The organism is Virgibacillus halotolerans (assembly GCF_016908515.1).
Taxonomy (GTDB): domain Bacteria; phylum Bacillota; class Bacilli; order Bacillales; family Amphibacillaceae; genus Virgibacillus_M; species Virgibacillus_M halotolerans.
In genome coordinates this window covers 144,877-166,780 of sequence record NZ_JAFBEA010000002.1, presented here as the reverse complement: position 1 = coordinate 166,780, position 21,904 = coordinate 144,877, and the positions used below count along the sequence as shown (strand labels likewise).

Genomic DNA, 21,904 nt, shown 5'->3' with positions numbered 1-21,904 from the left:
TCATCTTTGTTCATCTAATATAAAATTTCTTCTCCAGTAAAAAAACTACTCCAGCATTAAAACGGAAACTCTCGGTATTCTTCTTGCACGGATACCCACTTGGTTGTCGTAAATTCCTCAACGATCCATGGATGACTAAATCGTCCAAGGCCACTCGCCTTATTGCCCCCAAACGCAACATGTGCTTCGTTGTTTACGGTTTGGTCATTCACGTGGGTCATACCCGCATCTACTTGCAACGCGAAGCGCTGTCCTTTCTCGAGATCACTGGTAAAGACTGTAGAGGATAAGCCATATTCCGTATCATTCGCGAAGGCAAGTGCTTCGTCATCACTTTTCGCCCGAATAATCGTAGCAATTGGGCCAAAAATTTCAGACTGTGCCAGCTTAGAATCATTTGGCACATCCGCAAAAACGATAGGAGAAATCACATTACCACTTCTATCCCCGTCCAATACAACACGCAAACCATCTTTCTTCGCTTCTGCTGCAATACCCATAATCTTATCCGCCTGTTCCTTATTGATAATCGGACCAACTACTGTTTCAGGATTTTTCGGATCACCTGCTTGAAGTCCCTTTGCCTTCGCGACGAATTGCTCTACAAAATCATCATAAACATCCTGATGCACAATAATGCGGTTTGTTGCCATGCAAATTTGCCCATTGTGCACGAATTTGCCAAATATAGCCGCATCGACTGCGCGATCCACTACGGCATCACCTAGAACAACAAATGGTGCATTTCCGCCTAATTCCAGTGCAACCTTCTTCAAGTTCTCTCCTGCAACTTTACCGATATGGCGGCCAACAGGCGTAGAACCAGTAAAGCTAATCAAGCGAGGTACCGGGTTATCAATCATGCCATCGCCTACTTCATTAATATCCGTTAAAATGGACTGAAATACACCCTTAGGAAGTCCAGCATGTGCAAATGCCTTTGCAATAATCTGCCCACCGGACAACCCTACTTGTACATCCGGTTTATGCACAACTGCATTCCCCAATGCAATCGCAGGCGCAATCGTACGCATGCTCAAGTTCATCGGAAAATTAAATGGTGAAATACAGGAAATAACGCCTAGCGGCAGACGATGCACCTTGTTCACCTTACCCTCAATGCCAGAGGAGAGCACTTTGACCTTGTACAGCTCATCCGCTGAATTAATGGCTTCCTTCAGCTCTGCAAGTGATAAATCAATTTCCAAATTCGCCTTCAGGATGGTACTACCACTCTCCCGATTCATCAGTTGAACGATATCTTCACGATTTTCATTCAGGTAATCATGTGCTCCTTGAAGTACGCGTCTTCTTTCTTCTACAGAAGATTGAGCCCATTCTTTCTGTGCTTTTTCAGCTACCTGGAACGCATCCTCCAGTTGACCAGCCGTTGCCAAATTCACGGATGTAACAACCGAATTATCATACGGATCACGGATATCATAAAGATTACCGCTTTCACCATCGACCCATTCTCCATTCATATAGCTCTTATTAATCTCTTCTATACGCATTTTATAGAACCTCCATCATTATTTATACTTAAAATTGACTTCATGGTCTGTAATTGCTTCGAATCTTAAACGCTTGATTCATCAGAAAAATTCTCTAATTTATTAAATGAGAATTGCCCATTTTTGTAATACGCAACTAGATAGGGTAGGTATAAACAGCTTTAAAGCAGATTTTTACCCTACAATACTATTGTAGCAATTTGCAAAGGATCTATCGAAGGAATCGCTTGTGTGAAATTTCACGTAGGATAGGCAGCAACAAATACTAATGGAATTTTTTATTACATTTGTGTGTGCCTAAAAAAGGATTCGTACCTATCGATACAAATCCTTTAACTACTTGTACTATTTATTTAAAACCTCATATTAATAACTCTTTCCTGTTCTCCCACGCTCATATTCGATCCACTCGGCAAGCATAAACCTTACTCAAACAAATAGTTCGAAACACTGTTCCCTTCTTCATGGCGTAATACTTAAACACTAACAAAGGCTGCAAATGCTGAGTTTCCACACGTGACACGCTTCGATATTCTCTTCTATCAATCTATCAATAATGTCGTGGTTCGCTCCCCCTCCCGATTTATCAGTTGAACTATTCCTTCTATCACTAAAACTAATTCTAAAAACAAAAAATAAGCACGTAGTAATTTACTCGTTGCTTATTTTTGTATCTAGATAATAGGCATTATTATATTCATCAGCATGTGTAATCCATTTAGGATCCATCTTATATTTATACGATACATTTTCTTTTGGGTATCCTATTGGAAGTAAGCCAATCGGGTTTACATAGCTTGGTATATTAAAAAATCGCTTAATTAATTTCTCTTTAATTCCTCCAACCCAACAACTACCAATTCCATATTCTGTCGCAGTGAGAATCATATTCTGAACAGCATTCGCTGTATCGATCAGTGTCCACTTATCCCCTAGTTCAGCATATCTTGATTTAGTTCGTTTCGTATTAATACATATAATAATAATTTTTGGCGCTAAACCAATCCACTTTTGATGTGGCGCCCATTCAGAATAAAAACCGCTAAAAGTAGCTGAAACAACCTTCTCTTTTCTTTCTTCATCTGAAACAACAATAAATTCCCATGGTTGCATGTTACCACTAGATGGCGCTTGGGTTCCCGCTTTTAAAATTTCATATATTATTTCTTCAGGTATTTCCTTTTTTAAAAAGGCCCTTGTGCTTACTCGATTGTAAATGGCATCTATCGGCTTACTCATGCCCATCTATCCTTATTAACAATATCACCAATAGATAAACGTGGACCTTTTACCGTTGTCTCAATTGTATATCCAGCAGCAATAATCGCAGTTGGTTCTACATACCATGGTAATTTCAGCTCTTTTTTTAATACGTCGACATCAAATTCACGAACGACTGTTGTTGCAATATTTAAAGAACCCCCAATCAATCTGGCATTTTGCAAAGCACCCTCAGCCTCTCTTTCAGCAATAACTGAACCAATTTCACCAACACGCGCAATGGCCCTCCGCTTTTCGATTAACACAATACCGAGAAATGGTACGTTTTCTAACCATTCTTGATTTTTAGATGCCTTAATCATATACGGGTTTAACGTACACTTGACAATTTTTTTTCTTAATTGGCTAGCTTCGATGACGAGTAATTCTCGTGCTTGATTACCTACTGAACTATGTCCCAATGAAAATGCCTTGTAGAGCTTTTCTAAATCCTCTTTCTCAACAAGACGATCCGCATATCTCCGGACATTTGTTATATCTTCCATTAATTCAATTAGTAAATTAGTATTCAAGTAAAATGCCTCCCCATGTAGGATTACTTCGTCCAATAAATCTCAGGAGATTTTGTTACACAATCAATATGAACATTCGTCTTAACCACACCTCCAAATGTATGGTTTGATCCGAATGCAACATGAATGGTATCATGTGCTTTTTCATCCTCTAAAATATTGCCTGTAATTCGGGCTGCGTAATTCGTTCCAATACCTAACTCCGCTAAAATTCTGCCGTCATCAGGACCTAATATACTTAATAATTGTTCTCCTTGCTTACCAGTAGCAGAAATTAAGCGACCTGATTGAATTTCTAAAACAACGGGAGTATTGACTAGTCCTATTCCAGCGATTGATCCATTAATCTCAATTTTTCCTTCTGCTTTATATTCTATCGGGGCAATATATGCCTCTCCAGAAGGTAAATTACCTGAATCACCTTGTTTTTCAAATACACCTGTACTTGGAATTCCCTCACGATTTCCAATTGGAATGACTAATTCCAAATCATCCCCAGTTTTAATCATTACTTTTTCATGATTTGATAGCTTCGTAGTCATTTCTAATGTCGCAGTTTCTACTATCGAATAATCAGCATTGATTGCTCCATTTAAAAACATATCTTCCGTAATTCCTGGCATTGTAATAACACTTACACCATGTTGATTTGCTTCACGACGAGCCACTGTATGAGTTAATGAGTGTTTTGTTAAACAAAATACTAACGGATATTTCGTCATAGCGCTCGCAATCTCTCCATCCGGTTCTTCACCAGACTTTTTTCGGTCTATCATAACTTTTAATTCAGTTTTCCAACCTAATTCATTCAAAGTACGGTAGAAATCAGTTCCTAATTTCTCTGTTGAACGGTCCGTAATAACTAAAACAGCGACATCCGTATCAAAACTAAAATTTTTATCCATAATAGATTTAACAATTTCTTTTATTTGACTCATTTTATCCTCCTTATTAATAATAACTACCTTCCCATTAATGAAAAGGTAGTCATTTATTCAGACTAGATATTCCTTAGCAATTCGAGAAACAAGTGATCGAGATAATATAGTCGGTAATCCACTTGCGTTTGCCACTTCGGCCTTTTGTGTTTCATTATACCCCATACAATCTAAAACAATTACTTCTGCACCTAGGCTTTTCATATTCATTCCCGCTGTTTTAAAGTCACTTTTTGTATAAGGCGATGCTACTTCAATTACAATATTAATATCTAACCCTGACCATTTCTCAAGTAAACTATCTTTTTGCTCTTTAAGTGGAATAATTAATCCCAGTATTCCTTTTGATAAAATAGCTTCAATAACCTTTACCAAAATTCGATCAGGATAAAGTATTGGTTTTGTTGTTAAAATGGAAGGAAAATCACCCGTACATAATATTACAGTCATATCTGTTTTTTTTTCTAGTTCTGTTAATTCCATTTGTAATAATGGCAGTAATTTTGATTTACTTATTTTTGCAGATTGTTTAGTTTTTAGACGAGTAATATAAGTAATATCACCCTTTGCAGGTTCCATATCTTTTATTTCTTGTCCTGACAAGGAATCTAAAGCTCCACGTTCAACAATTTCGATTGAATCACCTAATATCGTACGAAATGTGGGGGTTACATCTGTTCTAGGGGATTGACCGATTGTTAAAATACCTAACTTTTTCACTTTAAGCTTTCCCTAACGTTTGTAAATGTTTCATTGAACCATAAAGGTTTTGCATATGTTCAAATTCTGGTGCATCGTAGAAGTCAATTTTACCAGCGCCAAATTCCTTCGCCACTTCAATGCTAAATCTAACAGCTTGAGCAATATCTACCTCATGGCTTGCTCCAGTCCCACTTCCTGGAACAGCGCTTTTTGTTGTAATTGCAATTCCTACTACTGGTGCATTAGTTGCAACTGCAGGTTGTAGAATACTATTAATGTGATATAAATCATTACCATATGGTGTGATATCTTGCGTCGATACCGCAAATGTTACAGGTAATTCTCCAGTTGTCATTTCCTTAATCCGAATTAAGTCGTTAGAGAATTTTAATATATAACCTTCCTTAACCGTTTGAGATATTGCAATACCTCGGTGGTTAAACACTTTATTTCCTTTTGTCGTATCAATGGAAATAATCGCATCCATTTCTGGAAACACTTCATATTGGTTCATTGTTAGAATATCAACAGGTGATCCCATAAATTCAACGGGTTCATGTGGTTCAGTCGGTGCAACTGGACAAATATGTGTTGTTACATACACATCCCCGGCTAAACGATCTCCACGTTCACTCATTTCTGCTAACTTTACAGCCGTTGATACAGCTGCAGCTGCCCCGTCACCATCGGAAACAAATCCAATTCGTTGTGGACGTGCACCAATTCCGCCAAGACGTCCGACAACACCTAATGAAGGTGCGTCACCTCCAGACTGCTTGCCATTTGTTCCTTTAATTAAAATTTTAACGAAGTCTGTAGACCCCTTACTTCCTTTTACTGTTTCAAAGGAAGCTTCGACAAATTCATAGTCTGCAAATATATTAATAATGGTTCCCCCGTTTACAGTAGGGTGATCTAATATATCTAGTACTTCCAGCGTTTGTTTTAAAGTCATCTTTTAACGTCCTTTCTAATAATCTTTTTATTTATGATTGGTTCAATTACTTGCAATAGCTTTTTATTAGACATTGTTGAACTTAACGTTAATTCTGATTTAGGGACTGAAATGACTGCAATTTTTTGGCCTTTTTCAATTTCAGCACTTACTATCGGCATCCCTGTCCTCGCATCAAATGTCATGATTAAATCTGGAAATGTCCCAAGACGTTGTTCATTCATTTCAGCGGTCATGTATTCATTCCAAAAGGTCAGTTCCAAATCATCAATGATAACTTCACCTACATCAAAACCACCTGTTTCTTCTAAACTAAATTCTGTTACTTCACCCGTATGGACAATTTCACCATTCAGATATTTAACAACCGCCTTTATTCGCTCAGATCCTTCTAGTGAACTTAATAAAATTTCACCTAATTCAATCGCTTGTGTAATACCACCTATTGCAGCATGTTTTTTAACATATTTTACGTTAATTGGATTACGACAAACACCGATCATCCCACCAGCTTTCACCGATAACTCACGCATTGTGTCAGAAACATTTCTAAGCGATCCCGTCACTATTCCGGAGACTGCCTTTTCATCTTTTCCACCCGCAAATGCTTGAATGGAATGATAGTCTTCTACCTCGGAAAGATTTAACGCTCCCATTGAACCAGTTGGGTGTGCTCTTCCGTTACATGGAGCATCTAAAAATGGAAGATTTAATGCCGCTGCTTGTAACCAACCATTAGTGGTTGTCGCAGCACCATTTTCGTTTGTCATAAGTGCCTTAATTGGCTGTTTATATTCACCTTGCATACGTTGTACCGTATCAATTAATTGATTTTCACTCAAATACATTTCTTTTGCAGATGGGGCGCCTACTAATGAAACGCAAACAACCGAATCATTTTCTTCTAATTCTTCAGCTGTGATAAGTTGTGGAGCACCATATTGGAAAGCTTGTTCAACCTTCTCAAGCCCCTCACTGATCATACCACCGCCCCCACCACCCAGTATGCATCCTCCATAAACCGCATGTTTACCATCTTCAATACTTAAATTCTTTGTCAAAGATAACCCACCTTTTATTTAGCTTTCCAAATCGATGTGAAGAAACTATATAGTGCATCCCCAGCAATGAATCCCGCTGCTGTTGTGTACATGGTATTTTCTGCCTCTGGACCTTTTAATTTCAAAATAGTAACCCGGATAATAATACCGGCTATAACTGCCCAGCCAGCAATTGGATTAACAATTAATAAACCAGTAGCTAACATAATTCCCATCTGCTTACTTGAACCACCAATTAATTGAATTAATGCACCTGGTATAGCCCATAAAAATAACAACATTGCTACATTACCAGACAAGCCAGATTCAATCGTAGTTGCATAAACATGGTTTACTGGTGGAACTAAATTCTGTGAAAAAAAGGAATCATAAAACAGTGTTACCATAATTATTGCTATGATAAAGCCTATTGCCGCACTCTTTAACTGCTGGCGGCGCCCGTACAGTTCCTGTGCTTTTGTCATACCTGCTCTTAATATTGCACCTGTTTTAAAGTCGTATCCTAAGTCAGCAAACGCTGGGCCTGTTGCAGCAGTATAGCCAGTTAAGATCGCTAAAGCAACTGGAGGGAAACCGAATAACAAACCAATAATTAAAGAAATTAATGTAACTGCAAAAGCTGGAAACCATCCTGAATGCATTGCCGCAATCCCGACAATGATTTCACTGATTAACGCAGCCGCTGCTGCAAATAAAATAAATAAGATTAATTGTGGAATTGACATCGCTGCATACAACCCTGCTAAAATCGCAACTAAAATGGCACCACCAACATATAATAAATATCCTAAGCTAAATCCTTTTTTAACATCTTCTTCCGTGCGGGTATTATTATTATTATTATTATCGTCATTCGCATTTCCTTTTTTCTTAGGGCGCCTAATCATCATAATAAACTGTACTAGGGCAATCATTCCTGCACCAATCATCATTCCATGGGGAACATAATACGCATCTAAATCTATACCAAATAATGGCGCAGAATAACCTCTTAACAACAAACCGATTCCAAACATCGTTAATGCCCAGATGTTTCCAATAAATGCAACTCCAAATGCTGACATCGAAATACCTAAATGTGAACCAAGTACTCCACCAGCAATACCCAAGCCTAAAAACTTCGCCTTGGAACCACCTTCATCACCTGCTTTCAAGGCTTCCGCAGTTGCAACACCTGGTGGCCAAACTTCATCAGCACTAAATATTTTAGAATCAAATACTCGATATAATATAAAAACATCAATGCAAAGGGCCACACCTGCTCCAATTAGCATTGGAATAATAAGTTCAGGCATTCCAAGTACAAAGGGTAATCCTATCGGAATTAATAAACTATTAGCTGCACCGAAAGTTGCTGCAGATATTGACGTTTGAATTAAATTTTGATTTTCTAATGAACGATACTTATAAAACATTTGCATTGGAATTCGAGCAATTAACATTGCAATTAACGCACCGATAATAGATGTATTAGGTGTTATCCCTAATGATGTAATAAGTTGCATTCCAATAATTGCACCCAAAACTGAAATTAAAGCCGAAAATAATATAAACGTAAAATCGAAAGTTTTCTTTTGCAAAGCTAAACCTCCTTATTAATTAATTTAAAAGCAATAGCTTGTGCCTCAACTAAATCTATTACTGGTATATTAATGTATTTATTTAAATAATGTTTAAGACTAATTGTCGAAAAACCAGTACATGCAAACAAAATAACATCTGCCCCACCACTTACCATACCTTTTATAGTTGTAAGTAGTTTTTCTTTAGCATCCTCGGCAAATAAATCGGTCGTTTTTCGCAATGAATGTTCATATGCATATGAATGATACTTTTCACCTAATATTCTCGTTATTGATAAAGGTGCTTCTTCAGTAATACCAATAATTCCAACATTATTTCCAACCATACTCGCTGCATAAGCACCAGATTCTCCAGCTCCGAATACCGGTAATTGTATATTTTTTCTTACTAGGTTTAACGCTGGATCTGCAGCACAACTAATTGTGAGGGCTGTGTATTTCCTTTGAGATTCCATTTCTTTTGCAAGTTTTATGATTTTAGATTCCGCGATAGATTCTGTTTTTTCATCGTAAATTCCGTTCCATTGACCAGGTATACATCTTGTCTCACTTGCAATGTTTAAGTGAGTTTTCATAAGTAAACTATGTTCATTTAAAACATCATTATCCTCCGTTGTTAATACTCTAATTATCCCCAACATATTACACCCTCCTCATTTAACATAGAATAGTCTGAATTTTTTATGCAAAAAAAAAAATAAAAAAAACAGAAAGAGAAAATCCCTTTCTATAAATATAATAGCTAGCTATAGCAATGTATATAACCAACATGAGTATATTTAGGCCCATTAATATCGGAATATTGCTCACATTGGTAAATTTTATTTTAAATCATTTATTTTTAAACAAAATTGTAAAATAAAAACTGTTTCAGCATCATCTAAATCAATTTCACAGAGCTCTCTAATCTTTTTCAAACGGTAGGTAACCGTTCGTCTATTTAAATAAAGTTTTTCAGCAGTCCGTGATGCATTCCCATTCTCTTTTAAATACATCATTAACGTATCAATTAACTCCGGATCGACTTCTATTAATGGCCATAGAATACTATCGACATAATCAATAACTTGTCGATCATTACTCAGCCTTAATAAAAATTCATAAATACCAAGTTTGTTAAATGAAAATACTTGCAACTCAGGATGTAATTGCTTACCTATATCAACTATTTTAGCTACATAATCTAATTTTTCATTTACCTCCGATAAATTAAAAAAGGGTGTGCTTATTGCGATTAAACAATTGTTAATGGCCGATTTTTTTAAGCGTCGATTTAAGAATTTCCTGATCGACGCAGTACTTGATATACGTTTACTTGTAAAAGCAAGCAGCATATACAGTTTATTATTTTGTTCAAATACAAATGACTTTGTTAAATCCTCAAGGGGGTGGACTAATTTTTCCAGTTGATTAAAAACTAATAAATTATAGTCAATTAAAGGCTTTTCTTCTAATCTCGTAGAAGTTACTGATAATCGCACATGAAGTAGTACTTTATAAATAGTATCTGTTTTTTTCTGTTTCAATTCGCTTAATTCCAACTTTTGAGATAGCTGTTTATTTTGCAAACTAATCAGCTCACTCATTAAACTAATATGAACTTTGTCGGCTACTTTAGAGATAAATGGTTGTATTAATATTTTTCTTTCCTTCTCTTTTTTATAAACAAAATGTAATAATCCGTATCGTTTTCCTTTCGAAAATAAAGGAACGATAATGCGTTTTAACTTCTCTATTCTTAAAAAGCCTTCTTTTATATATATAGGAAATTCCCTTTTTATCTTTTCTATATATTTATGTGAATCTTCGTAAGCGGGCTTAGAGAATAACGATTTGTTATTACGCCATTGGTCATTTATTTGATAATTACCGCAGTACATTAACTCCCCATGAAAATTTTCTATATAAGTTACTAAACCAAAAGATTCAAAGATATCATCAAAGACCTCAATAACGCTCTCATATGATTTATCCTCCATTTTTTCCATTAATAAAGCATCTTCTGATAAATTTAATCTTTGATATAATGGGGTTAATATTTTTATATAAGGTACCTCACTCGGTAATTCTATAATGGGGAAATTATGTTTTTCAGCTAGCCTAATTGCTTCTTCAGGTAGTTTATCTATAAATCTACCTAACTTAACAATTAAACCTGCTGCTTTCTTTTTTATCAAGATTTTAATTAATTCCAGCTGGGCTTCTGTATCGTCTTTTACTGTGTAGAATGTGGTAATTATTAATGTATCTTTAGCGACCCACTCTTCTACTTGAGGAACTTCCATAACCTCAACAGCCGTTACGGTATGATTTATTCCATTTATACCATATGCAAGCTTTGCGCCATGGGGTTCAACAAGTTTTAATACTTCACTAATATCCATATTATTTCCCCACCTTTATTCAATACCTTTATATCCGATGTTGATAGCTTCGTATTATAACATAATTAGTTTCTTCTAGATTAGTAGGGCTAGTAGTGCCTATGTCAAGATTTTATCGGTGCCTCTTTAACACCAATCTTTCCATCATTTTGCTTTTGTACACTTTTGTCTGGTGCAGCGGGGCATCCGTCGCTGGCCAAGCAGTAAGAGCAAATAATGTGGATATTTATACCGATGCTTCAGACTCAAACCCGTTTATAGTTTAATTCTATAGTTTTTGTGTATAAATCCGGATAAATATAAACTATCTTCCTCGTACATGTACCAAGTCTGTAAAATTGTGTGCACCATTCCGCGTGTTGTTAATCATTATCGAGTTATCAACTGGCATGTAGTATTCTATCAATCGCTTCTCTATCGTCGTTAAATTATTCTGTTTTTATTCGTCCTATTTATTACCTAATAGGTTATTAAACATGTAATTATTGTACGTCCCCCTATCAAATACAGTTTCCTTAACAGTCCTATTATACTATTAAATATTTTTATTGTTAATTATTCGATACTTTAGTATGATAGATGGAATTAGTATGTTTGACTTATATATTGATCGATAAAATCGATCAATATATAAGTCAAAAACTCACATCTAGAGTTGAAATGTGAGTTAGAAGGGCAAGCACCGAATAAAACTGATTGGTTCTTGTAAATCTCCACATTATCTTTTCCAAATAAGCTTAGTTTGGTCAAATTACTCTGAGGCGCCTGGCTTACTTCCCTAATCATTTTATACTACTCTTGAATTGGGATCGAGAAACATGCCTCTTTATAAATTGACTGAATGTTATTCAGAGTTACATTAAGTGTCATACTCATAAGAACCATCATCAAAAAAGCTGCCATCACAGCACTCACGCTGTAAAGACAACTTCATTTTATCCTATCTTACTCAATTCAACCAATCCCCATATTTTTCAAGACTGTTTTTCTGTGTAAAGTCATCCACTTCCCGAATTGATTTGACAACACGATTCATATCGAGTTTTTCAACAATCTCTTGAATCGCCGCAATCCCTGACTTTGCATACGTTGCACGTTCCTCTGGTGTTTTCAGTAATGGTGTGTACATATGGTCAGATGGTTTGTCAAAATAATAACCAACTGCACCAGATTGATAGGCTAATTTTCCAAGCGGGTTTGCTGGATGGGTCCTATTTGCTTCCATCACTTTATTAGGATCATAGCTCACGGAGGTGGATTCCGGGACATTTAAGGGAACATCCTCTATTCTTCCTAAAATGTCATAAGCACCGATTGCCATATCATTAAATTTTTCCATTGAATGAAATGAAAGATCGTTTAAGGATTCTATTGCTTTAATAATATCCATATACAAAATTGGCGTTTTTGTTTCATCAAAAAAGTCCCGCACCATTCCACTCACCGTTATATATGCTGGCCCGTGAAATGTAATATAAATTTGCCGCTTAAAACCTTGTTTTAATAAGGATTTGGCAATTTTGTCTAAATAATTCATACCATCTTTAACACTCATTTGTACAGTTCCCCTACCCACTGGTGTAGCCCCAGCGAAGAAGTATGGAAGATTATGAAGGACTAATCCATCCGTTACTTCCGCCATTTTCAAAGCGATCGCCTCTGCTAAAACTGTTTCAGAATCGAGTGGAAGTGCACCGTGTGTTTCTGTCACTCCTACTGGAACAAAAATGATATCATTACTATCTAAATAGTCTTCTACTTCCCCATTTGTAAGTTTTGTTAAAAATCGTGTCCGCATCGTAATTCCTCCTGTTAATCTTATATGTTATTTAAGCTTGTGCTCTCTTTTCCTCCAATTTCTCATACATCTCGGATGTTTTATGCTTATCTAAATGAAAGATAATACCTACGCCGATTAACATGAGTAGAAAGGCAATAATCGGTAAACCAGTATATAATTTCAAAATACCTTCAGCAACTTCCCTTGTTTGCGAAGCAGCACCAGAAACAAATCCAACCCAGCCTAAAGCGTAACTGCCGATTCCTGAACCAATCCCCATTCCTAATTTTCTTGAAAAAGAATAAATAGAATACAATGTACCATCATACCGCTTCCCTGTTTTCAACTCTGTAAAATCCAAACAGTCTGTTACAAGAGCCCAGACAATCATAATAAATACTGATAAGCCAATTACAGCAATGTTATATATCCCAATAAATAGGTATACGTTTTCAATCGTAAATAAGGTTATGAATATCGTTGCAATAAAGCTAAATCCAGAACTTGCAATGACCAGATTGCGCTTACCAAATACTTCTACTAACTTCGGAACACTGAAAAAGAGTAAAATAGTGATCGCTATATTAACAAATGAATTAATTGTAAATGCACTTGGCATATGATAAAATTCTGCAAACACTACCGCTGCTAATTGGTTCACACCATTAATAATAATGAGCGATCCAATGGAAGCGATCATCATACCGATTAGAGGCCGATTGGTAAATGCTGCTTTTAAAGCGTCCTTAAACTTATAATCCGACTTTTTTCCAATAGGCTGTTCATCACGGACACGTTCTGTTGTTAATTTGACCAAACCTGTATAAGACAGGAGCGATAAGATACTAAATACAATGGCAACATGAAAGAATCCTTCAGGAATAACGTTTCCTGCCTTATCATAAATAAACATAGGAACCACAGATAAAGCACCCAATCCGACAACCAATCCACCGATCGCACGTGCCCGTGATAATTTTGTACGCTCAACAGGATCTTGGGTAATCACGGCAGCAAGTGAACCATAAGGAATTGAGTCTGCAGTGTAAGCAATACCGTAAAATAGATAAACAGCTACGACCCAAATATGAATGGCAGTAGATGAAAAGCTCGATACATCAGCAAAAGATAATAAGAGCGATGCCGCTAGAAACCATTTAGCAATACTAATATAAGGTAAAAACCTGTTACCACTTTTTCCAATCCGATAACGGTCTGGTATGGATCCCATAACAATGTCCGTGAACGCATCAAAAACGCGCGCAACTAAAAATAACGTCCCCATGAAGTAAGGACTTACACCTAATACATACGTTGCAAATATGAGAAAAAAGCTCCCAATATATAAATTAACAAAGCTCCCTCCAACATCGCCTAACATATAACCGAATTGGTCTCGAATCCCAAATTTTCTCTGTTCCATTTTAAATCACTCCAATTTATTTAAACTTATCGTGTAAAAGGTTATAAACAATTGAATATGTATTCGCTTTCAAAATGCATTTAATTTGTTGAGAAAACAAATTAAATAACAACATTTCAATTTCTCAACTAGCAAGTCCCTTATGTTATAAGGGACATTCAGCCATTCATATTCCCTACTTTTCATTATATAGGAAAACCCTTTCATTCAATTGTTTTATTGTTGCATGTTTTTACACTAAAATTGCATCGTTTTTATAAATGGAGGTCAGAGAAAGTACAACTTTGGCATTCTAAGATTGAGACTTACTTTTCCTGTACACTTTTGGCGAAATACCAGCTACTTCTTTAAAGACTTTCGAAAAATATTGAGAGTTATTAAACCCTACCATGATGGCTATATCTGTTAAGGAAAGATTGGAATAACTTAACAGTTTTTTAGCTTCTGCCACTCGTTTTCTATTACGATAAAGGCTAACAGTGATTCCTTTTTCATTTTTAAATGCGCGCATTAAATGGGACGGATGCACATGCAGCTTCCGAGAGATTTCTTCTACTGTATAATTTTCCGAAAAGTTAATTTCAATGAACACCTCCACCTTTTCTACAATGGTGGAGCTTTCGGGCTTGTGAAAACGAAGCGTTGGATCACTATATTCATCAACCATCAGCGTATGAATGTGGTGCAGATCAGAAATTGTATCGGTATGTTCGATCATAATGGAATACTTTTCAGAAATATAATGAGATTTGGCAGCATTTAATCCGCCTTTTTCAGCACTATAACTGTAAAGGGTATTATGTGACAAAAGAAAGTTTTTAAGAGAACGTAATTTATTGCCTGGCGTCCGCTTGAAAATATCCAGTGAATCTTCTTTTAAAAAGTGATTCATGGTCATTTTATAATTTTCTAGCTTTTCCCTATCACAATTTTGAATAGCACAAAGGAAATCCTCTCTAAATTGATGACTTTCCTCCAGCAGTTCCTGTTTTGTAATTCCAGTATGATTATTAATTAGCCTGTTATGGTTATCATCTTTCACCTAGTATCACCTTTATTAAAATTATTATATAGATCATTTTAATTCTTTATATCATAACATGATAAATATAAACTTTAGCTGATGTTGTATACTCAACTAACTGTTATCGAAAGTAGAATATCATTTCAATCCATGCCCACAGTTTCAAGCGTGACCTATCTATTATCCTGAATTATGACAGTTGGAAATGCCATTCACAAAAAATAGTCGAAAAATGCTACTGAATTTTTGGTAGCTGTTACTGAAGGAAAAAAAGGAAAAGATATACTCAAATATAAAATAGATGAACCCATTTTCGATCCATACAGCACATTGCCCTTCCTCCATAAAAGTAGAAGTTAGCAATGCCATCTTCAATAGGGACTTCGAGCATGTTCTTTCTGCAGATCGGGTTCCTTTACATGTCTTATTCTCATACCAATCATCTTCACAATACCATACAAGATAACAAACAAAAGTATCCCCGCTGCATCCGCCAGCAAGTCAATTGCCTCTGCACCCCTGCTAAAGAATGACTGTATTATTTCTGTCACCATACCAACATTGAAGATAAGGCTAGCAGAATAATATACAACGAGTGAAGAGTATCTACTATGTCCAGAAAAAGATAGAACATTTACAACCGATTTAAAAAGTAGGTTGTTGCTTTGTATGAGGGTAAGAAAATCCACAAGAAATTTTTGTGAATATGAATTGACTGCTTCTGCCTTAGACAAATGGATTGCGCAATTTCAACAGTCTGGTTATCTGGTTCTTTCAAAGAGAAAGACAATCGAAGTCCTGAAGAACAAGAGTTATCTGAGATAGGAAAGAGAAACAGTCAACTTGAAATGGAAGTTGACTGTTTCTCTTTACAAGTATAAATGCGGCTAAGCATATAAAATGCTAGACCTTACTAAAAGGCAAGCCGCACTGATCAGGGAAATATAGAAGTAATTGAAAAAAACGGCATATCTATTCGGTATCAGCAATGTGCGAAGTCCTTGGCCTAGAGAGCAAATCATAAAATTTAATATTGCAATTTATGTTCGAAATTATTTGACGTCTCCACCATGGTTTAGTTTTAACATGTTTTTAGACTGCGCTCAGCAATTCCTATTGAAGCAACTTATTTGCTAGTAAACGATTAATTATAAGGCAATTAACATATCCTCCATTAATCGCAGCTATTACAGCCTTATATTTAATTGAATTCGTAGCGACTCCAATGGACCATTCTAAATTTTTTAATAAATCGAGTGGGGCGCCAATGGTATGGTAATCCTGTTCTTTTATAATGTTCCCGTCAATATCAATCATATGTCCGAGTACATGCCCCACGGCTCCGGCCTTTGCGTATTTTTCTCTTTGTTGTTCGTCTATATATCCAGATCTCTGCATACTTGAATTCTCTTCATCTAAACTACCAATCCCGTGTATCGCAATATTACATTGGTTTATTAAACTAAAGGTTTGTTTAATTTGTGGTTGCTCAAGCAGTGCTTTCTTAATATTCTCATCACTTACAACAGCAGGAGAATTAATATACTTATATTTTGCATGTAAAGTATTGGCGAGTTTAATTGCTAGCACAGGGCCATCAACATTGGAATCACCACTACCCAATGCTCCTACAAGTTGAACAACTTCTATGTTCTCCAGTTCATTTTCAGGCATGGCATCTACAACATGTTTTATGTGCTTTCCAAAAGAAATACCAACGACCATTCCGTTTTTTAGTAAAGCCATTACAAAACTAGCAGCAACAGTCCCAACTTGCGACAGCGTAATTGTTTCATCCTCGTCTTCTATGTTAACAACTAAAGCATCCTTTAATTTAAATCTTTCTTTTATTTTAGTTGAGAGGTTATAATCAATAGTGTAAGGTGTATTAATATAAATTTTAACAATTCCTTTATTCTTAGACTCATTGATCAGGCGAGAAACTGTAGTTCGTGATATTCCTAGTATATTAGCAATAGATTGCTGGCTATATCCTTGTTTGAAATATAATTCAGCGACTCTTATAATTCGGTATTCTTTATCGTCCATGATATCATCCTCACTCCTTTCTATATATATTTTTACCAATAAAACTACATTGAATTCAACAGTTGCTATGGCATTGATTGTAAAACTAATTATGACATAAAATGAACATGCCATGAGATACTACTAGATATTCTTCATTTATAAGTACTGAGTAAAGATAGGATATCAGATATGACTGCTCCTTCTTTCAAAATTAATCTAGTGTTCATAGAAGGATGCTATGTATATATTATTTTCACCATATGTTTTTCCAAGTCTCTCAAAATCATAGTAACATGCTTAACATATATTGATCTAGAGGTAATTCTCGATTCTTCCATCTATATCTTGGTTTCATACACGTCTAATTCTCTAAAAAATTTTTAGATCCTAAATTAGATTATAACCAATAAACTCACATTTTAGCTAGATGAAATTTGTGAGCTTATTGGTAAAATAACGCTAATTATTTAGTTTAGCCCACATCCAATTTTCCACTTCCGGAATATCAGAGCCATTTACTCCTATATATTCATGATGGTAACATAATGTTCGATTCATTTTTTGTACGAAATCGGAAGCTTTTTGTCCATAAACCAGTTCTGCTACCTCTTTTGCCATATGAAAGCGATCCATTTGACTAAAAACGCGCATATCGAATGGAGTGGTAATACCTCCTTCTTCACGATAACCATGAATGTATAAGTTTCTGTTTGAGCGACGGTAAAATATATCGCGAATTAATCCTTCGTACGCGTGGAAAGCAAATATAATCGGTTTATCTGTTGTGAAAATAGAATCAAACTCTTTATCAGTAATTCCCCTAGGGTCTACTTTAGGATGGCGTAATTTAAATAAATCAACAACATTTACAAAACGAATTTTTAGCCCTGGAAAAGTTTTATTTAAGATACTAATCGTGGCGAGTGCTTCCAAGTTGGGCTCTGTACCTGACGCAGCGATTACTACATCTGGTTCTTCATCATTTTTTACCGTCGAAGCCCAATCGATTATTTTAAATCCCTTTTCAACAAGCTCTTCAGCTTCATCTACAGAATAAAACTGTGGTCTCACCTGTTTAGAAGCGACCGCTAAATTAATTAGGTGCTCAGACTTAAACATTTTATCCATTACTGCTAATAACGTATTCGTATCAGCAGGTAGATAGGCTCGGATATATTCTGGCGATTTCTCTGCTAAATGGGTGATTAATCCAGGATCTTGGTGAGTGTAACCATTGTGATCTTGTTGAAATACTGTTGATGAAGCAATTAAGTTCAATGATTGAACGGGCTTTCTCCATTTGAAGTCGTCTGTTTTCTTAATCCATTTAAAGTGCTGTGTTAACATCGAGTCTGTTATTCTAAAGAATGATTCATAACTAGCATAGAAACCATATCTTCCAGTTAATACATATCCTTCTAAAAAGCCTTGAGCTTGATGTTCAGATAGTTGACTGTCTATTACTCGCCCAACCGGTGATACAAACTCATCAGTATTAGAATCTACCGGCTCTAACCATTGACGATCCGTTGCTTCAAATATTTTTTGCAAGCGATTCGATGCTGTCTCATCCGGACCAAAAACTCTAAAAGTGTCTAGGTTTTCTTTAATAATATCACGGGTGAATTTTCCAAATTCAATCATATCTTGTGCATTTATTAAACCTGGTTTTTCAATATCTAAAGTATAATTTTTCCAACTGGGTATTTTTATTGATGGAACATCTTTTCCACCATTTGTTACTGGATTTAATGACATAAGTTTATCATGTTTAGGTGCAATTTCTTGTAATTCATCCACAAGTTTACCCTCTTCAGTAAACAATTCCTCGGGGCGGTATGACTTTAACCACTTTTCTAGTACTTTTACGTCCTTCATATTATATTGAGTAACTGGTATTGGAATTTGATGTGATCTGAAACTTCCCTCAATTTTCTTTCCATCATATTCTTTAGGTCCAGTCCAACCTTTTAGTGTTCTTAATAAAATTACTGGCCATTTTTCGAGTTTAGCTTCTTTTGCGCTCTTTTGACGAGCTTTTTCCTGAATGCTTTTTATCTTTTTTATAGCATAATCAAACTTTTCTGCTGCAAACCTGTGCATTTCCATCGGCTCTTCGCCTTCAATAAAAATCGGATCCCAGCCCATTCCTTTAAAATAGTTTGTTAAATCTTCATCGGATTTACGTGCTAAAATTGTTGGATTGGATATTTTAGCTCCATTTAAATTAATTATCGGCAATACTGCTCCATCATTAACTGGATTGATAAAGACATTTGCAAACCATCCGGCTGCAAGAGGCCCTGTTTCGGTTTCTCCATCTCCTATAAATGGAACCGCTATTAAATTGGGATTATCTAATATTGCTCCTGTAGCATGTGCCAATGAATAACCCAATTCTCCGCCTTCATGAATCGAACCAGGAGTTTCAGGTGCTGCGTGTGAACCAATTCCGCCAGGAAATGAAAACTGTTGAAAAAATTTCTTCATACCTTCCTCATCCTGAGTAATATCAGGATATAGTTCTGTGTAGCTTCCATCTAGATATGAAAAAGTGTTCATGACTGGACCTCCATGTCCAGATCCTACTATATAAAACATATTTAAATCATGCTTATTAATGAGGCGATTTAAATGAGCATAAACAAAATTTCCTGCTGGAATAGTACCCCAATGACCGATTGGTTTACGTTTAATATCTTCAGCAACTATATCGCGCCGAAGTAATGGATTATTCTTCATAAACGTTTGTCCAACAGAAATATAATTAGCAGCTCGCCACCAACCATCAACTTTTTTCAAATACTCCTCTGAGTTAAAATCTATTGTCATAAATAAACTCCTTTCATCTGGTATAGAACTTTTATTATTTAACAAAACTACTGACCATATGTTTTTTTATAAATATCAAATCCTTTTTCTATTACGTCACTCGGTAATGGTTTTATATTTCCTCGTAGTAAACTTAGATGAACTACTTGCGCAGTTTCTTCTAAAACAACAGCATACTTTACAGCACTCAATGCGTCCTTCGCTACAGTAAAAATCCCATGACTACGTAATAGTATGGCCGGTGAATCACCTATTTTCTCAACGATTTGTTGACCTATCTCTTCCTCGCCAATATAGGCAAAATCTGATACTGGAATTTCTTTACCGAATACCGCTGCAGATGTGGTTGTATAAATAGGTAATGGTTCACCTCTTACTGCAAAACTCGTAGCATAAGGAGAATGAGTATGCACAATGCCATTTACATCTTTTTTATATTTATAAACATATAAATGGGAGGCTGTATCTACTGATGGCTTTAAAGTTCCTTCTATAACTTCTCCTTCTAAATTTACGACAACCATTTTGTCAGGAGTTAGTTCATCGAATAACACTCCACTAGGTTTTATAACGATAAGCCCTGTTTGTGGATCACGCGCACTAACATTACCACTTGTCCACATAACTAATTGATTTTTCACTAATTGTTTATTTAATTCACAAACTTCCTTTTTTAATTTCTCGAGCACCTAGATCACCCTCCATTTCATTTTTATTATTATTTATTAAATCTTTAGGGTCACCCCCCTTTACTAACTTTCCTTTTTTCTCCAATCGCTTAGCTAAAAAGGTGATAAAAATAGGTAATAATACTAGTGATGTCACCACGCAAGCAGCTATTTGAACAGTTGCAATTTCTACTTGAGCAGCAAAAGCTGGGTTCGCAGCTGCTAATACTGCAGGAGTGGCAATTGCGTTACCTGCTGTCGAACCTTCAGATGCTCCAACTATTGGATTCCAACCGATTTTTGAATAAACAAAATATGCTAGGCCACCTGTTATAAATACAGTCATGACACCTAATAATATTCCAACAAGTCCACCGTCTATAATAGATGAGAGATCAATCCCCATACCAATTGCAAAAGAGAAAAATGGAATAATCATATCGCTCCCTTTTGAAAGGAAAGTACGCATCTCTTCATCTAGATTACCAAGTATTGCACCAACTAGGATTGGAATAAGAACTGATAAGAAGTCTGTAAATCCGAATATCCCATCCACAAATCCCATAAAACCAAATATAGAAAGGGCTATCATCGATAAAAATGGTCCATCATTGAGAGCTAAAATCGGATATGCAGCTAAATCTTCTTCACTTCCGAATTCACCTGAAATAGCTAAATACATGCCACCCGATGAATTTGACATTGCCGCAATTATTGCAATTGGGGCTAAACCTAGAAACAACGAATTTTCATCCATAAAAATAAAGGCAATCATTGATATAACAGCTGCTACGCCCCATTTTAGTAATAGTAAAGTTGTTCCCTTTTTGACAGCTCTTCCAATTTTAGTTATTTTAAGTTGTGCACCGATACAAACAAGAAATAGGGCTATTAATACTAATGTTCCATCAACAAATAATGCTTCAGAAAAACCACCGATCCTTAGGAAACTCGGAAAAAAAGTATTAAGAACCATGGCCGTGAATAACGGAACAACTACCATACCCCCCGGTATTTTTTCGATTGTCTTTTTAATTTCCATAGCAACTTACTCTCCTTTTAAGCAAGTTTGTATTATTTTAAAATCCAATTTAATCGCATTATGGATGTTAAATTTACTTCCAGCTCATACTACAATAGACTATTTATTCGCTAAACTATTAAGTCAAAAGTATATATTTTCCTGAAAGTAAACTTTATAAACAAACTTCGCATA

General features: G+C 35.8%; 17 protein-coding genes. All 17 read right to left on the bottom strand.

Annotation, left to right across the window (positions count from 1 at the left end; translation table 11 throughout):
• Window positions 1–56: 56 nt before the first annotated feature.
• Window positions 57–1,514 (bottom strand): aldehyde dehydrogenase family protein, encoded by a 1,458-nt coding sequence (locus JOC34_RS07195; RefSeq protein WP_205136078.1) that lies wholly within the window; start codon window positions 1,512–1,514, stop codon window positions 57–59.
• Between the two features lie 651 nt (window positions 1,515–2,165).
• A complete protein-coding gene (locus JOC34_RS07190; protein WP_205136077.1) occupies window positions 2,166–2,753 on the bottom strand; it encodes a nitroreductase family protein in 588 nt (195 codons plus the stop codon).
• Entirely contained in the window at window positions 2,750–3,307 is a 558-nt protein-coding gene (locus tag JOC34_RS07185) for a nitroreductase family protein (protein ID WP_205136076.1), read from the bottom strand. Before JOC34_RS07185 ends, JOC34_RS07190 begins: the two co-directional genes overlap by 4 nt.
• Before the next feature lie 23 nt (window positions 3,308–3,330).
• Window positions 3,331–4,245: an aminopeptidase gene (locus JOC34_RS07180; protein ID WP_205136075.1), complete on the bottom strand. Its 915-nt coding sequence runs from the start codon at window positions 4,243–4,245 to the stop codon at window positions 3,331–3,333.
• A 57-nt stretch (window positions 4,246–4,302) separates the two neighbouring features.
• Window positions 4,303–4,965: an AroM family protein gene (locus tag JOC34_RS07175; RefSeq protein ID WP_205136074.1), complete on the bottom strand. Its 663-nt coding sequence runs from the start codon at window positions 4,963–4,965 to the stop codon at window positions 4,303–4,305.
• A 1-nt stretch (window position 4,966) separates the two neighbouring features.
• Complete coding sequence (locus JOC34_RS07170; protein WP_205136073.1) at window positions 4,967–5,902, bottom strand: DUF1177 domain-containing protein; 936 nt, start codon at window positions 5,900–5,902, stop codon at window positions 4,967–4,969.
• Window positions 5,899–6,963 carry a DUF917 domain-containing protein gene (locus JOC34_RS07165; RefSeq protein ID WP_205136072.1) on the bottom strand — a complete coding sequence of 355 codons (1,065 nt, stop codon included), beginning with the start codon at window positions 6,961–6,963 and terminating at the stop codon, window positions 5,899–5,901. Before JOC34_RS07165 ends, JOC34_RS07170 begins: the two co-directional genes overlap by 4 nt.
• Window positions 6,964–6,977: 14 nt before the next feature.
• A complete protein-coding gene (locus tag JOC34_RS07160; RefSeq protein ID WP_205136071.1) occupies window positions 6,978–8,543 on the bottom strand; it encodes an OPT/YSL family transporter in 1,566 nt (521 codons plus the stop codon).
• 2 nt (window positions 8,544–8,545) lie between these two features.
• A complete protein-coding gene (locus JOC34_RS07155) occupies window positions 8,546–9,187 on the bottom strand; it encodes an aspartate/glutamate racemase family protein (RefSeq protein ID WP_205136070.1) in 642 nt (213 codons plus the stop codon).
• A 180-nt stretch (window positions 9,188–9,367) separates the two neighbouring features.
• Window positions 9,368–10,930, bottom strand: a complete 1,563-nt coding sequence (locus JOC34_RS07150; protein ID WP_205136069.1) for a PucR family transcriptional regulator — start codon at window positions 10,928–10,930, stop codon at window positions 9,368–9,370.
• A 949-nt stretch (window positions 10,931–11,879) separates the two neighbouring features.
• On the bottom strand, window positions 11,880–12,728 hold the full coding sequence (locus JOC34_RS07145; protein WP_205136068.1) for a creatininase family protein: 849 nt from the start codon (window positions 12,726–12,728) through the stop codon (window positions 11,880–11,882).
• 31 nt (window positions 12,729–12,759) lie between these two features.
• Window positions 12,760–14,133, bottom strand: a complete 1,374-nt coding sequence (locus tag JOC34_RS07140; RefSeq protein ID WP_205136067.1) for an MFS transporter — start codon at window positions 14,131–14,133, stop codon at window positions 12,760–12,762.
• A 292-nt stretch (window positions 14,134–14,425) separates the two neighbouring features.
• Complete coding sequence (locus tag JOC34_RS22090; RefSeq protein WP_205136066.1) at window positions 14,426–15,175, bottom strand: helix-turn-helix domain-containing protein; 750 nt, start codon at window positions 15,173–15,175, stop codon at window positions 14,426–14,428.
• Window positions 15,176–16,270: 1,095 nt separating this feature from the next.
• Complete coding sequence (locus JOC34_RS07130; RefSeq protein WP_205136065.1) at window positions 16,271–17,206, bottom strand: sugar-binding transcriptional regulator; 936 nt, start codon at window positions 17,204–17,206, stop codon at window positions 16,271–16,273.
• A gap of 441 nt (window positions 17,207–17,647) precedes the next feature.
• The gene (locus JOC34_RS07125; protein WP_239544168.1) at window positions 17,648–20,020 is read right to left on the bottom strand and encodes a phosphoketolase family protein; all 2,373 of its coding nucleotides are present in this window, start codon (window positions 20,018–20,020) and stop codon (window positions 17,648–17,650) included.
• Between the two features lie 47 nt (window positions 20,021–20,067).
• Entirely contained in the window at window positions 20,068–20,709 is a 642-nt protein-coding gene (locus tag JOC34_RS07120) for an L-ribulose-5-phosphate 4-epimerase (protein WP_205136064.1), read from the bottom strand.
• The gene (locus JOC34_RS07115; protein ID WP_205136063.1) at window positions 20,678–21,730 is read right to left on the bottom strand and encodes a 2-keto-3-deoxygluconate permease; all 1,053 of its coding nucleotides are present in this window, start codon (window positions 21,728–21,730) and stop codon (window positions 20,678–20,680) included. Before JOC34_RS07115 ends, JOC34_RS07120 begins: the two co-directional genes overlap by 32 nt.
• Window positions 21,731–21,904: the final 174 nt, after the last annotated feature.

What these genes read in the sequence shown, in the direction of transcription:
- JOC34_RS07195 (WP_205136078.1), bottom strand. Translation starts at nt 1,514, where the DNA reads ATGCGTATAGAAGAGATTAATAAGAGCTATATGAATGGAGAATGGGTC.
- JOC34_RS07190 (WP_205136077.1), bottom strand. Translation starts at nt 2,753, where the DNA reads ATGAGTAAGCCGATAGATGCCATTTACAATCGAGTAAGCACAAGGGCC.
- JOC34_RS07180 (WP_205136075.1), bottom strand. Translation starts at nt 4,245, where the DNA reads ATGAGTCAAATAAAAGAAATTGTTAAATCTATTATGGATAAAAATTTT.
- JOC34_RS07170 (WP_205136073.1), bottom strand. Translation starts at nt 5,902, where the DNA reads ATGACTTTAAAACAAACGCTGGAAGTACTAGATATATTAGATCACCCT.
- JOC34_RS07155 (WP_205136070.1), bottom strand. Translation starts at nt 9,187, where the DNA reads ATGTTGGGGATAATTAGAGTATTAACAACGGAGGATAATGATGTTTTA.
- JOC34_RS07150 (WP_205136069.1), bottom strand. Translation starts at nt 10,930, where the DNA reads ATGGATATTAGTGAAGTATTAAAACTTGTTGAACCCCATGGCGCAAAG.
- JOC34_RS07145 (WP_205136068.1), bottom strand. Translation starts at nt 12,728, where the DNA reads ATGCGGACACGATTTTTAACAAAACTTACAAATGGGGAAGTAGAAGAC.
- JOC34_RS07140 (WP_205136067.1), bottom strand. Translation starts at nt 14,133, where the DNA reads ATGGAACAGAGAAAATTTGGGATTCGAGACCAATTCGGTTATATGTTA.
- JOC34_RS07130 (WP_205136065.1), bottom strand. Translation starts at nt 17,206, where the DNA reads ATGGACGATAAAGAATACCGAATTATAAGAGTCGCTGAATTATATTTC.
- JOC34_RS07125 (WP_239544168.1), bottom strand. Translation starts at nt 20,020, where the DNA reads ATGACAATAGATTTTAACTCAGAGGAGTATTTGAAAAAAGTTGATGGT.
- JOC34_RS07115 (WP_205136063.1), bottom strand. Translation starts at nt 21,730, where the DNA reads ATGGAAATTAAAAAGACAATCGAAAAAATACCGGGGGGTATGGTAGTT.